The 15419-nt window shown below is 42.5% G+C and carries 11 protein-coding genes and 2 pseudogenes; 11 read left to right on the plus strand and 2 right to left on the minus strand.

From position 1 onward, the window contains the following. Positions 1-193 precede the first annotated feature (193 nt). The 6 genes from EL241_RS02630 (at position 194) to EL241_RS02655 (ending at position 6119) form a co-directional block, all read left to right on the plus strand. A complete protein-coding gene (locus EL241_RS02630; RefSeq protein WP_036107769.1) occupies positions 194-1387 on the plus strand; it encodes an MFS transporter in 1194 nt (397 codons plus the stop codon). Next, a complete protein-coding gene (gene kynU, locus EL241_RS02635) occupies positions 1384-2667 on the plus strand; it encodes a kynureninase (RefSeq protein WP_036107770.1) in 1284 nt (427 codons plus the stop codon). The genes EL241_RS02630 and kynU overlap by 4 nt, the downstream gene beginning before the upstream one ends. A 16-nt stretch (positions 2668-2683) precedes the next feature. Beyond that, on the plus strand, positions 2684-3799 hold the full coding sequence (gene ald, locus EL241_RS02640; RefSeq protein ID WP_126320325.1) for an alanine dehydrogenase: 1116 nt from the start codon (positions 2684-2686) through the stop codon (positions 3797-3799). A 35-nt stretch (positions 3800-3834) separates the two neighbouring features. Then, the gene (locus EL241_RS02645; RefSeq protein WP_077912834.1) at positions 3835-4272 is read left to right on the plus strand and encodes an Lrp/AsnC family transcriptional regulator; all 438 of its coding nucleotides are present in this window, start codon (positions 3835-3837) and stop codon (positions 4270-4272) included. Between the two features lie 166 nt (positions 4273-4438). Then, positions 4439-5161 carry a hypothetical protein gene (locus EL241_RS02650; RefSeq protein WP_126320327.1) on the plus strand — a complete coding sequence of 241 codons (723 nt, stop codon included), beginning with the start codon at positions 4439-4441 and terminating at the stop codon, positions 5159-5161. 118 nt (positions 5162-5279) lie between these two features. Further along, the gene (locus EL241_RS02655; RefSeq protein WP_036107783.1) at positions 5280-6119 is read left to right on the plus strand and encodes a fructosamine kinase family protein; all 840 of its coding nucleotides are present in this window, start codon (positions 5280-5282) and stop codon (positions 6117-6119) included. Here the strand turns inward: EL241_RS02655 and EL241_RS02660 are convergent. Then, positions 6113-6829, minus strand: coding sequence for a GntR family transcriptional regulator (locus EL241_RS02660; protein ID WP_003757739.1), 717 nt, complete (start codon positions 6827-6829; stop codon positions 6113-6115). The genes EL241_RS02655 and EL241_RS02660 overlap by 7 nt on opposite strands. A gap of 163 nt (positions 6830-6992) precedes the next feature. On the opposite strand from EL241_RS02660, the pseudogene EL241_RS02665 reads away from it, so the two are divergent. The 3 genes and pseudogenes from EL241_RS02665 (at position 6993) to EL241_RS02675 (ending at position 10514) form a co-directional block, all read left to right on the plus strand. Continuing rightward, a pseudogene (locus EL241_RS02665) lies at positions 6993-8445 on the plus strand (glycoside hydrolase family 1 protein). Then, positions 8429-9769: a PTS sugar transporter subunit IIC gene (locus EL241_RS02670; protein ID WP_003757744.1), complete on the plus strand. Its 1341-nt coding sequence runs from the start codon at positions 8429-8431 to the stop codon at positions 9767-9769. Before EL241_RS02665 ends, EL241_RS02670 begins: the two are co-directional and overlap by 17 nt. 193 nt (positions 9770-9962) lie before the next feature. Then, positions 9963-10514 carry an NADPH-dependent FMN reductase gene (locus tag EL241_RS02675; RefSeq protein WP_036107788.1) on the plus strand — a complete coding sequence of 184 codons (552 nt, stop codon included), beginning with the start codon at positions 9963-9965 and terminating at the stop codon, positions 10512-10514. Between the two features lie 88 nt (positions 10515-10602). Here the strand turns inward: EL241_RS02675 and EL241_RS02680 are convergent, their stop codons facing one another. Further along, positions 10603-12231, minus strand: a complete 1629-nt coding sequence (locus EL241_RS02680; RefSeq protein ID WP_036107790.1) for a PucR family transcriptional regulator — start codon at positions 12229-12231, stop codon at positions 10603-10605. Positions 12232-12425: 194 nt separating this feature from the next. Here EL241_RS02680 and fdrA point away from each other — a divergent pair. Then, positions 12426-14144: pseudogene (gene fdrA / locus EL241_RS13770) on the plus strand (acyl-CoA synthetase FdrA); the annotation flags it as partial. Positions 14145-14162: 18 nt separating this feature from the next. Continuing rightward, a complete protein-coding gene (locus EL241_RS13775; protein ID WP_232020862.1) occupies positions 14163-15416 on the plus strand; it encodes a YlbE family protein in 1254 nt (417 codons plus the stop codon). Positions 15417-15419: the final 3 nt, after the last annotated feature.

A 15419-nucleotide genomic window follows, 5' to 3' on the forward strand; every position in this document is an offset into this window, starting at 1 on the left:
TTGATTGAACAACTTTAAAAGAGAGCTAAGTATGGATCGAAAAAGATTTTTGTCTTTTTGAAAACAAAAACCTTAAAAAACTTATTTAATAAAGTTATCGTACTCGATTTCCTTATGAAAGCTATATACAGAAATGAGCAGACAATATAAAATTATAAATGAAAGCGCTTACTAAAAAGGGGAGGTTAAAAGAATGGGTCGATGGGGCAAATTTTTACTTCTTTATGCAGGTGGGGTCGTTATTTCGTTAAGTCAGTTGAAAGTACCGCCTGTCATTCCAGAATTGGCAGCAAAGTTCGACACATCTGTTTCCGCATTATCTTGGCTAATGTCGATTTTCACTGTTTCAGGGATTTTTATTGCGTTGCCCGGTGGTATGATCGTTGCCCGAATTGGAGCGAAAAAACTATTATTAGGCATAACCGCTTGTCTAGCATTAGGAAATTTTCTTGGAGCGGTCAGTTCGAACTATACGGTAATGCTGATCTCACGGGCTGTTGAGGGGATATCGTTTTCTACGATCGTGATGACTGGTGTGGTTCTGATCAGTTATTGGTTTAAGGAGAGCGATAATAGTGGTACGGCGATCGGGATATTTACGACTTTTTCTGCTGCCGGGTCACTGATCGCCATGAATATCTTTGCACCGATGGCGGCGCAGTTTGGTCTGCAGTCGTTATGGATCTTTACCGGCTGTCTTAGTCTGCTTTTATTTTTCTGCTTTGCACTGTTTCTCGATGCGCCTTCCTCAAAAGCGGAGGGAAGTGCTGGGGAGCAAGGTTTGTTTAGGATGGCGGCTAAAAATAAAAAGATCTGGCTACTAGCGGTGATGCAGGGTTGTATGGCATTCGTGTTATTCACCTTTATCAATATTTATCCACTGCTATTTACTGATTATTATGGATTATCGAAGACGGTCGCTAATTTTTATGCAAGTCTATTCGGGCTTTTCGGGATTCCATTTGGAGTGCTGGCAGGCTACCTGATCGACAAGACGAAAAAACCGGGATTGATTATCAGTACTGCTTTTCTGCTAATGGTGTGTGCTTGTCTCGGCAGTGCATACTTGAGTGCATCCACTTACATCCTGCAGATCTTCTGCCTATCGGTGGCGGCGAGTCTTTCGTCATCCGCCGTTACGATCATGGTGCCGCACATTGCGAAACATAGCAAGATGATCGGTTACAGTATGTCACTGGTCAATCTACTTTATTATTTAGGCATTTTCATCGGCGCCCCGATCATTACGAAAATGATTGAGAAAACATCTTGGCGCTTTGGCATATTTCTTTTAGCAGGAGTGGCAGCGATTGGATTTACAGCAGCGCTTTTCTTCTGGCTCACAAGTACGCGAACATTATCATTACAAGAGGAGGAATTATCATGACAACTAAATTTGAAACCGGACTAACTTATGCGAGGGAATTGGATCAGCAAGATGATTTAAAGCAGATGAGAGAACATTTCTATATTCAACCTGGGGAAATTTATATGGACGGCAACTCCTTAGGGCTTTCTTCTAAAGAAGCTGAGGCCGCGTTGTTAAGAATGATGGAAGTATGGAAAAAAGAAGGAATCAAGATCTGGAATGTGGAAGATGGCAAGTATTATCATTATTCCAATAAACTTGCTGCATTGACGGCTCCTCTGATTCATGCAGATGCTAGCGAGATCGCAATTGCCGGCAGTACCACTGCGAATATCCATCAATGTATCAGTACGTTTTATCAGCCGACTACGGAAAAATATAAAATTTTGGTGGATGACTTGAATTTCCCGACAGACCGATACGCTGTGGACAGCCAAGTTCGATTAAAGGGGCTGGACCCAAGCGAAGCTGTCAAAGTGGTGGCAAGTGAGGACGGCAAGACATTGTCAGCAGAGAAAATCATCGCAGCCATGACGCCAGATGTAGCGCTCATTTTGTTGCCGGCAGTACTGTATCGCAGTGCCCAGATCCTCGATATGAAGAAAATCACAACAGCAGCTCGGGAACGTGGCATTTATATCGGTTGGGATCTCTGTCATGCGATTGGGGCGATCGAAATGGATTTTACCGAACTGCAGGCTGATTTTGCTGTCTGGTGTACCTATAAATACTTAGGCGGCGGTCCAGGCTCGATTGCCGGTCTTTACATCAATAAGAAACACTTTGCGAAAATGCCGGGGATGACAGGCTGGTTTGGGAATAAAGATGAAACACAATTCCAATTGAAACATACATTTGAACCAGCACCTGACGCTAGCGGCTGGCAAGTGGGAACACCATCACTATTCTCCATGGCACCACTAGAAGGGGCATTGCAGATTTTTGCACAAGTTGGAATGCCAGCTATCAGAAAAAAATCACTGCAGATCACTGCCTATTTGATGTATTTGATCGATGAGAAATTGCAGGCATATGGCTACGGCGTGGGAAATCCAAGGGAAAACGAGGCGCGCGGCGGACATGTTTGTCTGGAACATGATGAGGCTTACCGCATTTCGCTGGCGTTGAAAGATAAAGGTGTGATCCCAGATTTTCGAGAACCAAATGTCATTCGTTTAGCACCAATTGCATTTTATACGTCTTATGAGGAAGTTTATCGGGTAGTAGAGATACTAGAGGAGATCTTTGTTGAAAAGACATTCCTGGAGTACAGCGACAAACGCGGGTTAGTCGTATAAAAAGGAGGAAACAAACATGAAAATAGGTGTACCAAAAGAAATCAAAAATCGTGAAAACCGAGTAGCGATCACCCCAGCAGGAGTTTCACAACTGGTAAAAAGCGGTCATCAAGTTCAGATCGAAAAGCAAGCTGGCGAAGGTTCCGGTTTCGCAGATAAAGAATATCAAGAAGCTGGTGCAGTAATTGTGGAAACGGCACAGGAAGCGTGGCAGGGAGATATGGTCATGAAAGTAAAAGAACCACTTCCGGAAGAATATCCGTATTTCCGTTCCGATCTGATTTTATTTACGTATCTCCACTTAGCACCAGCTAAAGAGCTGACCGAAGCGATTTTAGCAAGTGAAATGACAGCAATTGCTTATGAAACAGTACAGCTTTCTGACGGAAGTCTGCCGCTTCTGACGCCGATGAGTGAAGTAGCGGGCAGAATGTCTGCCCAAGTAGTTGCGCAAATCTTGGAACAACCACATGGTGGAAAAGGGATTTTATTGTCTGGGGTTCCCGGGGTAGAGCGTGGCTCAGTCGTCATCATCGGTGGTGGCGTGGCAGGAACGAACGCAGCGAAAATCGCGATCGGACTTGGTGCCAATGTTACGATCTTAGATGTCAGCGCCAAACGGCTGGCGCAATTAGATGATTTATTTGGGAACGCGATTCAAACCCGCATGTCGAATAGCCATCAAATCGCAGAAGTCGTAAAAGATGCCGATGCTGTCATCGGGGCTGTTCTTTTGCCAGGCGGCGCCAAAGCACCAAAACTTGTCAGCGAAGAAATGGTGCGCTCGATGAAGCCGGGATCTGTTTTAGTAGACATTGCGGTCGACCAAGGAGGGATTTTCGCTACAACAGACCGGATCACGACCCATGATGATCCCACCTATGAAAAATTCGGCGTCGTCCATTATGCAGTTGCCAATATGCCAGGCGCTGTGCCAAGGACCTCCACATTAGCATTGACTAATGTAACTATGCCTTATGCTGTCAAAATCGCAAACCAAGGAGTACGTGAAGCAGCAAAAAATGACGAAGCTCTAGCGAAGGGGATCAATGCCATAGATGGCAAACTCACCATAAAAAAAGTAAGCGAAGAACAACAACTTCCATACAGCGCTATCGCGGATTTACTGTAACCGTTATGACATTTTATGATAGAATATAAACGGTGATGAAAATGGATGAGATCGATAAAAAAATACTACAGTTATTACAGCACAACAGCCGCATATCTATCAAGGAAATGTCCAAGCAAATCTCATTATCGGAACCCAGCGTTAAAACACGCATGGATCGATTGATCGAAAATGGAGTAATCGAGAAATTTACGATCCAGATCAATGAAGCTAAGTTGGGCTTGACTATCCCGTATATTATTAAGATCAGCAATATCCAAGTAACGATCCACGAACTTGTCGAGGTCCTCAAAAGCTATCCGAACATTACGGAAGCACATGCTGTGACCGGCGGCGAAAATTATATCGTGAAAGGTCGGGCCCAAGATATTGCAGAGATCGATCGTTTGCTGAATCAGCTTATGCCATATGGCACGATCAATACGTCGATTATTCTAGAATCGCCGATCGAGCGGGAAATCCGAATTGAATAAAAAAGCTCGAATCTACTCGAGCTTTTTTATTTTAAGCAAAAATCATTGTCATTTGTGCAAATAAATAAGGCGCTTCACAAAAAAGTTCGAAAGTTTGTCACATTTTGTGGCGCGTAAATGCAGTATACTTTAATAGAGTACAACAACTTAAAAAGGAGGACATAAAATGTACAAAAAATTAATGAAATTAGGTCTAGTTTTAATTTTAGCTTTAAGTGTTGTTGCCGGATTGAATCCACCTAAAGCAACAGCTGCAGCAAAAACGATCTCCTATTATGCTAAAGAAGGTGCCTATATTTATAAAGGCAAAAGTACGAAATCAAAAAAACTCAAGTTATTGAATCAAAATCAAAAAGTAGGTACGAAAACAAGTAAAAAAGCAAGTTACTTCAAAGTAAAAGTTGGGAAAACAAGCGGTTATGTTGCAAAGTCACAAATGTACACAAAACCAACATGGGTATACAAAGCCAACTATAAAAACATCTTCGTATACAAGAATGCGAAAAAAACAAGCTCTACCCATTTGAAGAATGCGAAAGGCGCTTCCCTTGTCAGTCATAAAAAACCAGGCAACTATCTTGTACAAATCACTTATAAAGGAAAAAATTACTATACAACCTCTTTAAATATCAATATCGACTATAAAGTCAGCAAGGTTCGTAAAGCATTCAAAGCAATCAAACATAAAACAAAACGAGACTACGAAAGTCAAAGTGCTTATTCCAATTATTATTACTTTGTTAATAAAGGCAGAGCAAACCAATTAAAAGCAAAACTGAAAGCATATGGCTTTGTCGAAAATAACAATGGCGATGCCCTGTATACTTTCCGCTATAAAGGATATGACGCAGGGAAATACAGCGATTATAATTTCCGCGTGGCAAAATAAAAAAGAAATGGAGATCACGATAATGATCTCCATTTCTTTTTTTTATAGCATGAAACTTCCAAATATAGTTTTACCATCACTGTTATTGTGGTAATAACTAACAAAGGAGGTTTTTTTGGTGGATACGAAATGGAAAGAGCTATTAGAAGTTGGGGAGATCCATGCAATCAAACCCGTTGCAGGAGGAGATATCAACGACAACTATCAAGTGATCGCGGAAACTGGGGAATACTTCTTGAAAGTGCAGCCGGAAACGGATGCCGACTTTTTTGAAGCAGAAGCGATGGGATTGGAAAAGTTAAATAAAGTAGTAAATACGCCGACTGTATTGAAAACCGGAGAAACGGACAGCGACGCTTTTTTATTGATGACCTATGTGGAACCGGGAAACCGCAGTAACCCAGCGGAATTAGGGGAACAATTAGCACAGATACACCGGCAGACAGCAGATGCATTTGGGCTGGAAGAGGATAATTATATCGGCAGCCTGCCGCAATACAATGGCTGGAAGGCAGATTGGGCGGAATTTTACATTGAAAACCGTCTACAGCCACAAATCGATTTTGCTATTCAAAATGGTTATTGGAATGCAAATCGGGAGACGCAGTGGCAACGATTGGCTGAGCAGATTCGTAAAACCTATACGAATATCGAAGTGGAGCCGAGTCTGCTGCATGGAGACCTCTGGGGCGGGAATGTGTTATTCAATCGGGAAAACAAAGTAACATTTATTGATCCAGCGGTTTATTACGGCGATCGGGAAGTAGATATCGCCATGACAAAACTATTTGGCAGTTTTGATGATGCTTTTTATGAAGCCTATCAAAAAAACTATCCGCTTCGTGATGATGCCGATGAGCGGATAGCTTGGTACCAATTATATTATTTGCTCGTGCACTTAAATGTCTTCGGTACGAGCTATCTAGGTTCCATTGATCGCATTTTGAAAAGTTATTGATTTTGGACAAAAACAGTTTCAAAAACAAAAGTTTCATAAGTATGGCGCGTGATTGAGTATTCAAAAACACGGCCATCTTCTAAATGACCTACTTTTTCGATCTCCATCATAAAAGTAGGTTCTTTTAGGTTCAAAAGCTTGCTGTCTTCAGCGTTGGAACGATCACCGCGAATCCAGACATGGTTGCTCTTGATTCTTAAATGCAAGGTTTCACGAATGTAATTGTAGACAGAGCCCTCTAGGTGTTTCGGTTCTAAACCGGGAATGATCGAAAGCGGCATAAAAGTATGTTCGATCGAATAGGGACGATGATCGACTTCCCGCACGCGGACGATCCGGTAGATATAAGCATCCTCGATCTCCAGTTTTTGAGCGATCTCTGCGGAGGGTTTTTCAATCGAAAAGACAGCAACTGTGGAGTGGATATGGTCGCTCCCAACGGTATCTGCAAGCCCAGCAAGCGGAGAAAGAATAAATTCGTTGGCATTCGGTGCATGTGATTTAACAAATGTTCCCGAGCCACGCCTGCGAATGATCATTCCTTCCTGCACTAGCATATCTAATGCTTTTTTAACCGTTAATTTACTGCATTGATAGTGAACAGCAAGCGAATTGCCATCCGGTAATTTTTCATTGATCTCATAATGGTTTTGGTTGATCTTCTCTCTAATATCCATGTAAATCTGCATGTATTTTGCCATCTCTGTCAAATTTTCCACCCCTCATTGGTAATAAGTATAGTATAACATATACTTATCATGTCTTCTAATTAAAAACACGTTCTTTTCAGTAAAAGTATATATCTTTTTAAAAAGATATTGTCTTTTATAAGAAGCTGTGTTATATTTAGGCTGTAATGAAGGAGGCGTGAACATGAAAACATTTTTAACATTTCCGAAAGACTTCTGGTGGGGCTCGGCATGGTCAGCAGAACAAGCAGAAGGAAAAGGCGACACAGGGAAAGCGAAAACAATCTGGGAACATTGGTATGAGCAAGATCCGAACCGCTTTTATCAAGGCGTGGGACCAGAAGTGACGACCGATCATTTTAATCGTTATCAAGAAGATGTCGCATTGATGAAAGAAACGGGACATAATTCATTTCGAGTATCGATCTCGTGGGCACGAATGTTTCCGGATGGGGGCACTGGTGAAGTAAATCAGAAGGCGATCGCTTTTTATCGGGATTTATTTTCACGTATGAATGAAAGCGGTATCAAGGTGTTTGCCAATTTGTATCATTTTGATATGCCATTTGCACTTCAAGAAAAAGGTGGTTTTGAAGCAAGAGAAGTAGTGGACGCGTATGTTCATTATGCCTCGGCTTGTTTCGACGCATTTGGGGATCAGGTTTACCATTGGTTCACTTTTAATGAGCCACTAGGTCCGATATTAGGCGGGTATTTGGAAGACTTCCATTATCCGAACTTGATCGACTTCAAACGTGGCGCGCAAGCAGCATTCTACACGATTCTAGCGCACGCTGAAGCGATAAAGGCGTTTAAGGAACGCGACCTAGATTCGAAAATAGGCGTGATCTTGAATTTAAGTCCCACCTATCCGCGCAGTCAACATCCAGCTGATCTGGAAGCGGCAGAAATCTGTGATGCTTTTTATACCCGCAGCTTTTTAGACCCAATGGTAAAAGGGACATTTCCGGAACGTTTGACGACGCTTTTGAGCGAGTATGACCAATTGCCACAAGTGGAGCCGGAGGAACTGCAAACGATCAAGGAAAATACTTCGCAGATCTTGGGGCTTAATTATTATGAGCCGCGCCGAGTGAAAGCCAGACTAACAGCGATCAATGAGAAGGGACCGTTTTTACCGGACTGGTTCTTTGAAGCACATGATATGCCGGGGAAACGGATGAATATTTATCGCGGCTGGGAAATTTATGAACGCGGTATTTATGATCTTTGTATCGATATCCGTGACAACTATGGCAACATTGAAGCCTTTATCTCGGAAAACGGGATGGGTGTAGCGGATGAAGAACGTTTTATGGATGAGTCAGGTCAAGTGATAGATGATTACCGGATCGATTTTATCAAAGACCACTTGGCATATGTGCATCAGGCGATTGAAGAAGGATGTGCGATCCGTGGCTATCATCTATGGACGTTCATCGACTGCTGGTCGTGGATCAATAGCTACAAAAATCGTTATGGCTTAGTGTCACTGGATCTGAAAACACAGAAGCGGACAATCAAGAAGAGTGGTAAGTTCTTTAAGGAAATGGCAGATCAAAACGGATTTGACTATGAAGTAACTAAATTGGCAGGGACGAAAAAAGGAGGAAATTGATAATGGCTTCATCCAATAAAAAAGTATTAGATGGTTTTATCAATGTTGCACAAAGGCTGGGAGGACAAATTCATTTGCGTTCTCTTCGTGATGCTTTCGCAAGTATTATGCCCTTTATGATTTTAGCGGGTTTTATCACACTGATCAATTCAGTGATTTTAGATCCATCTGGTTTTATGAGCCATGTCGTTTCCTCTGAATCGCTTGCTCATTGGCAAAGTATCGGGATATCGATCTCGAACGGAACGCTTGGTGTTATCACTTTGCTGGTAACGATCGCGGTGTCCTATCATTTATGTTTAAACCGCAATTATACGAATTTTATCGCTCCGATATTAGTATCATTTTCTTCCATCATTGTGGTAACGCCATTTGTTGCGGACATGGTACCAACTGGTGCCAAAAAAGCAGTTGAGATTGCAAATATCATTCCTGTAAGCTACACAGGCGCAGCTGGACTGTTCGTGGGGATCATCGTCGGCTTGCTGGCAACGGATGTATTTATCAAACTGTCTAAAAATAAACGGATGCAAATCAACATTAGCGGGAATATCCCGCCGGCAGTTATCCGCTCTTTTAACGTATTGATCCCAATTATGCTGGTCGTTGTTATCTTCGGAATCTTGAGCTTTGTTGTTCAAACATTTGCGAATATGGATGTCAATACACTGATCTCTACGATCATCACAAAACCATTAAGCTATGTAACTACAAGTTTGCCTGGATTCTTGCTGATCACGTCGATCGCCAATCTATTCTTTGGATTAGGGATTCACCAAGCGGTCATTTCCGGTCCGCTACTAGATCCGTTTTTACTGCAAAATATGCAGGAAAATATGCTTGCTTATGCACATCATCAAGCGATCCCACATATCATCAATATGGCCTTCAAAGATACTTTTGCCGTTATGGGTGGTTCGGGAAATACGATTTCCTTGCTGATCGCGATCTTTATTTTCGGCAGACGAAAAGATTATAAAGATATTTCCAAATTATCAGCGGCACCATCGATTTTCAATATCAGTGAACCGATCATCTTTGGATTACCGATCGTTTTCAACCCAATGCTGATCATCCCGTTCGTGATCGCACCGATCTTCTCGCTGACAACGGCATACTATGCGACTGCAGCCGGCTGGATCAATCACGTTGTCGTTCAGACACCATGGACGACCCCGCCGATCTTATCTGGATTCTTGGCAACAGGCGGTGACTGGCGGGCAGCAGCTTTGCAGGTTGTCATAATCGTGATAACGATCTTTATATACCTGCCGTTCTTACGATTGGATGAACGAGTTGCGTTTGCCTCTGAAAAAGAAAACAAAGTGGAACAGGAAAATTAATTTGTTCGCGTTAAAAAGCATCTTCTCACAATAGTGGAGATGCTTTTTTGCAGGCATTAGTAGTAAGACAAAAAGAAAAAGTCCAAAAAAATAAAGCAAAAAGGTTTACTTACTAAAAGTAAGAGTGTATACTTACTTTTGGTTAGTAAATAACATTTTGTGTTTCTGATCAATAATTGAATGAGGTGATCGTATGGTGAAAATTGGAATTATATTAGGCAGTGTCAGAGAAGGAAGAAACGGTAAGGCCGTTGCAGATTGGGCTTTAGAAAAAGCGGCGGGTTTCAATAAAGATATAGAAGCAAGCTATGAATTAGTAGATCTTGCAGATTATGACTTACCATTTCTGGGAAAGGTTCCGACAGAAGGGCAACAAAAAGCAATCAGCGACTGGTCTGAAAAAATCGCGTCTTTCGATGGCTATATTTTTATCACAGCAGAATATAACCATGGGGTAGCCGGAGCGTTCAAAAATGCGTTAGACTTTTTGAAACCAGAATTTAAAAACAAAGCAGTCGGCTTTATCGGGTATGGCGGATTAGGAGCAGCTCGTTCTATCGAAAACTTGCGTGTTGTCGTTGCAGAGCAAGGTCTTGCATCGGTTCAACGCACAGTCAATTTATCGTTGATGACAGACTTTTTGAATATGAGTGAATTCACACCTGCAGAATTTCATGATGCAGAATTGATCGAATTACTTGATCAATTACTGTCGTGGAGTAAAGCACTTAAAAGCATTCGTTGAGTTTATAAATAAAAAGCGTATGAAGTTACTATTAATGAACCATCCTTTCTGGGGCTAGTATTAATAGGACTTCATGCGCTTTTTTTGTTCAGTCTGCTAGTCGTTCTTCTGCGACTTTCAAAAGCCGCACCCCGATATTGAGCTGGGTCACTTCATCTGCATTCGTCAAATCGATCTGCAGCATCGAAATGATTTTATTCATGCGGTAGCTCATCGTCTTTGGATGGATAAATAATGCTGCGGCACTTGCTTTGATATTTTGATTATTATCCAGATATGTGACAAGCGTACGATATAATTCATTTTTATGCGTTTGCAGCTGGATAAGTTCTTCGGGGACAAAGTCTAGGAAATTGCTGTCTTTCGGCAGTTTCAATAATAGGCGGTAAAAACCGAGATCGCCATATGAAATAACGAAAGCCTGCGGATAGATCTTCGCCGCTAGCTGCAGCGTTTCCAATGCTTGTTGCGAATGCTTCGGAAATAGGTCGACAGTGCCTTCCTCGCTGATCCCGATCTGCAAGTAGGAATGTTGGCTTTTAGTTTGATCGATCAGCTGTTGGAGCTTCTTTTTCAGCGTAATGATCGTTTCATTTTTTGTGTTTAGAATAAAGTTGATCCGATAAGGTCGAATCCGGTAAACGATATCCGGCCAGACTTTCTTGAAGGCAGCGATCAGATTATTGGTATGTTTATCCGATTTGTTGAAGTCGGTCGTCAGCTGATTGTTGATATTCTTCGATTCGACAGTTAAAAAGCGGTAACGCCCGCCGATATCCATGCGAAACTGGTTTAGGATCATTTCAAGCTGTGCCTTGGAATCAACTTTGCCGGAGATCAGATCATCGATCAAGTCGTTGGAATAACCATATTTCATCTCTCTGATGGAAGCCTGCTTCAAATACTCCATTTGAATAAAGCTGATCGCATTTTCGATCGCCATGTAGTCGATTGCGACTACGGCTTTTCCCGCTTCCCGAATAGCTAAATAAAGATTTTCCTCTTTGATTTGAGGAATAGGAACGACGATCTCGCGATACACTTGCGGATCGTTATTTTTATAGCGGAAATTCCGTTCTTTGTAGTGATAACTAGTATGTTCTTTCTTTTCGACAGAAGAAAGATCAGAGAGAATCATTACGTCTTCTGAATCTTCATCCCCACTCAAAATCGGTTTGGCAGAAGTATGCAATTGTTTATATAAATATACTGGATTGTTGATCAGTTTTTCCAACAGCACGAGGATCTCCTTGTAAGAAGTCCCATTCATCGCAAGGGAAATAAATTTTTGGTTGATGAGCCGGTATTGCTGAAGCAGCATATTCGTCTCGTTAAAGAGCAACTGCATGACTTCTACCATAATGTCGTTATATTTGATGTCACGTTCGATCTGGAAAAGTGGCAGATGATATTTCGTACAACTATCCATAATCGCTTTGGGAATCTGCGAAACGAAGCGATCCGTTTTGACAATAAGACCAGCGCATTCAAAATGATGGATCTTCGCGATAAATGACTCCAACTCTGCTTCGCTGTAATTAGAAAAACCATATAAGCTCGTTAACAGCAGTTCATTTGGAGTGACCCAATTTTCGATATCAGGAGCTTCCATGATCATGATATTATCGACCTCATTGTGAATGCCCGTTTGGCCAGTAACAAGCTTGGCATTTTGGAAAGAATGTAGCGAAAGTAAGTCGCGAACAAGAACAGTCATCGTCATTTTCTCCTCTCAGGAACTAATCATAAAACATACTTTACACTGGAAAGGATAAAATGTAAAGTTATGATTTCGCTTTCTTTTATCCCTTAGAGATAAAAATATGGAATTTGTTTATCTGATAATGAGAATGTAATTGCCGAATAATTGGAATAGAATGAAGCTATAGAAGAGATTGGGGGAAGTTTATCGTGTTAAGTACAGTAATCAAGCCGAATAACTATCAAGATTCAATCAGCCTCATGCTACTGACCAAAGAAATCAGTAAAATGGAGGGCATCCATAAACTCCAAGTTATGATGGGGACAGATGCCAATAAATCCATTTTTGACGCAGCCGGGCTGCTTACAGAAGAAGCTGAAAAAGCATCTTCGAATGATATGATGATCGTTTTAGATATCGAAAGTAAAGATATAGAAGAAGAGGCTCTACAAGCAATCGATCAGTTCTTAAAAGATCTTGCTGTGAAAAAAGAAGATACAGGCAATGGACCAGCTTCCGTAAGAAACTGGGATGGTGCCTTAAAAGCTTTGCCTGATGCTAATCTCGCATTGATCTCGGTAGCAGGAACATATGCTGCAGCTGAGATCGAGAATGCTTTGGATAATGGGCTAAATGCGTTTGTATTCAGTGACAACGTGCCTAAAGAAGAAGAAGTTCGTTTGAAGAAGAAAGCGCATGAGAAAGGATTGCTTGTAATGGGTCCGGATTGCGGAACCGGCCTGATCGGTGGTATTCCATTAGCTTTCACTAATGTGATCCGCCCCGGGAATATCAGCATTGTTGGTGCTTCTGGGACGGGGATCCAAGAAGTATCCACGATTATCGACCGCTTAGGCGGCGGGGTAACGCATGCGATCGGTACAGGCGGACGCGATCTATCCGATGAAGTTGGCGCTATTACAATGAAAGATACGTTATTAGCACTTGCAGAGCACGATCCAACTGAGGTGATCGTCGTGATCTCCAAGCCGCCTGCAAAGGAAGTTCGCGATGAAGTCGTGACATTGCTCCATGGTATTGATAAACCTGTCGTAGCAGTGTTCTTGGGAGAAAATCCAACAGCACATGAAGGCGAAGTCTATTTTGCACATACGCTCGAAGAAACAGCTCACTTGGCAGTGGCGCTATCACAAGGGAAGTCGATCGAAGCTGAGATCCCTAAACCGCAAGTAGAAAAGGATGCCAAACTTGAAGGTAAGGTGATCAAGGGATTGTATTCGGGCGGTACGCTTGCAAATGAAGCAGGGATGTTGATCTCAGAAGCACTTGACCTGGGTGGCGTTATCAAAGAAGAAGGCTATGTTCTACGAGCGCACGGTCACGAGATACTTGATTTAGGGGACGATCTTTATACGCAAGGCAGACCGCATCCAATGATCGATCCAGAGATCCGCGTTCAGAAAATAAAAGAAACAGCACAAGAAGACAGCACCGGGATCATTTTGCTAGATGTTGTTTTAGGCTATGGAGCGGCAGACATGGCAGAAACATTGGCACCAGTGATCGAAGAAGTGCTTGCCGAAGCAACAAAAGCGACTCGCTCGCTTCATATTGTCGGGACGATCGTTGGTACGAAAAACGATCCACAAGATTTCGACGCTGCAAAAAAAGTGCTTGAAAAAGCAGGCATGCATGTCACAGACAGCAATGCACAAGCAGTTGATTACAGCTTGCAATTATTAAGCAAACACATCACAGCAACTGCTAAAACACAAGAAGCATACCAAGGCGAAAAAATCGAATTACCAGCCGCAAACGAAAATATCATCGCCTTTTTAAATCAAAAACCAGAAGTCATCAATATCGGCATTGCTGATTTCAATGAACCGATCCAAAAATTCGGTAGTAGATCCGTTCAATTTGATTGGAAACCAGCTGCTGGTGGCAATGTGAAGTTGATCCAGATACTGCAAAAAATCAAACAGCTGAAAGACCTTGGTCAACAGAATAATGCCGTTGTCGATCGTTTCAGACAAGGTTCGCCTTATCTTGTAGATGTTGTACCGGCTGGCAGTGTGATCGATGAATTGAACAGCAAAACGCTACTTCATGCAGGGCCACCGATCAAATATGAAGATATGTCTGATCCAATGCAAGGTTCTTGCGTCGGAGCTGTCCTTTTTGAAGGCTGGGCAAAAGAAGAAAGCGAAGCACGTTCCTTACTGGAAAACGGCGAGATCAACTTGATCCCCTGTCATCATGTCAATGCAGTCGGCCCGATGGGTGGAATCACATCCGGCAGCATGCCTGTCTTAGTTGTAGAAAATCGCTTAGAAGGAAATCGCGCTTACTGTACATTAAACGAAGGAATCGGCCGGGTGCTACGCTTTGGTGCTTACGACAGCGAAGTGATCGACCGTCTGACTTGGATGAAAGATACATTAGGCCCAGTTTTAGGAGAAGCGATCCGTTCCAAAAAAGAAGGCATCAACGTCAATGTTATTATGGCAAAAGCGATCACGATGGGAGATGAATTCCACCAACGTAATATTGCGGCGAGCCTTGTTTTCCTAAAAGAAGTCGCACCGCTGATCGTAGCACTTGATATTACCGATGATAAAAAAGAAGCAGTGATTCAATTTTTAGCTGATACCGATCAATTTTTCCTCAATATTATGATGGCTACTGGGAAATCGATCGTCGATGCAGCGAAACTGGTGGAAGAAGGAACTATCGTGACAACCTTATCACGCAATGGTCAAAACTTCGGGATCAAAGTAAGCGGACTAGGCGAAGAGTGGTTCACAGCACCTGTTAATACTCCAGAGGGATTATTTTTCACAGGGTTCAGCCAAGAAGACGCAAATCCGGATATGGGTGACAGTGCGATTGCAGAAACAGTCGGCTTTGGCGGTATGGCAATGATTGCTGCACCAGGCGTGACACGTTTTGTTGGAGCAGGCGGATTTGATGACGCCAAACGCGTGAGTGACGAGATGGATGAGATCTGTATCGCCAACAATGCGAATTTCACGATCCCGACTTGGGATTTCCAAGGCACACCGCTAGGGATCGATATCTGCAAAGTCGTCGAAACAGGAATCACACCACTCATCAATACCGGGATTGCAGGTAAAGTGGCAGGTCTGGGCCAAGTTGGTGCAGGAACCGTTCGCGCACCGATCCAATGTTTTGAAAAAGCACTAGTTGCCTTTGCTGAAAAATGGGATCTGGTGTAAGAC

It is taken from the genome of Listeria grayi, assembly GCF_900638015.1.
GTDB lineage: Bacteria > Bacillota > Bacilli > Lactobacillales > Listeriaceae > Listeria > Listeria grayi.

Excerpts from the sequence above, each read along its gene's own strand:
- EL241_RS02630 (WP_036107769.1), top strand. The coding sequence starts at position 194 with ATGGGTCGATGGGGCAAATTTTTACTTCTTTATGCAGGTGGGGTCGTT.
- kynU (WP_036107770.1), top strand. The coding sequence starts at position 1,384 with ATGACAACTAAATTTGAAACCGGACTAACTTATGCGAGGGAATTGGAT.
- ald (WP_126320325.1), top strand. The coding sequence starts at position 2,684 with ATGAAAATAGGTGTACCAAAAGAAATCAAAAATCGTGAAAACCGAGTA.
- EL241_RS02645 (WP_077912834.1), top strand. The coding sequence starts at position 3,835 with ATGAAAATGGATGAGATCGATAAAAAAATACTACAGTTATTACAGCAC.
- EL241_RS02650 (WP_126320327.1), top strand. The coding sequence starts at position 4,439 with ATGTACAAAAAATTAATGAAATTAGGTCTAGTTTTAATTTTAGCTTTA.
- EL241_RS02670 (WP_003757744.1), top strand. The coding sequence starts at position 8,429 with ATGGCTTCATCCAATAAAAAAGTATTAGATGGTTTTATCAATGTTGCA.
- EL241_RS02675 (WP_036107788.1), top strand. The coding sequence starts at position 9,963 with ATGGTGAAAATTGGAATTATATTAGGCAGTGTCAGAGAAGGAAGAAAC.
- EL241_RS02680 (WP_036107790.1), bottom strand. The coding sequence starts at position 12,231 with ATGACTGTTCTTGTTCGCGACTTACTTTCGCTACATTCTTTCCAAAAT.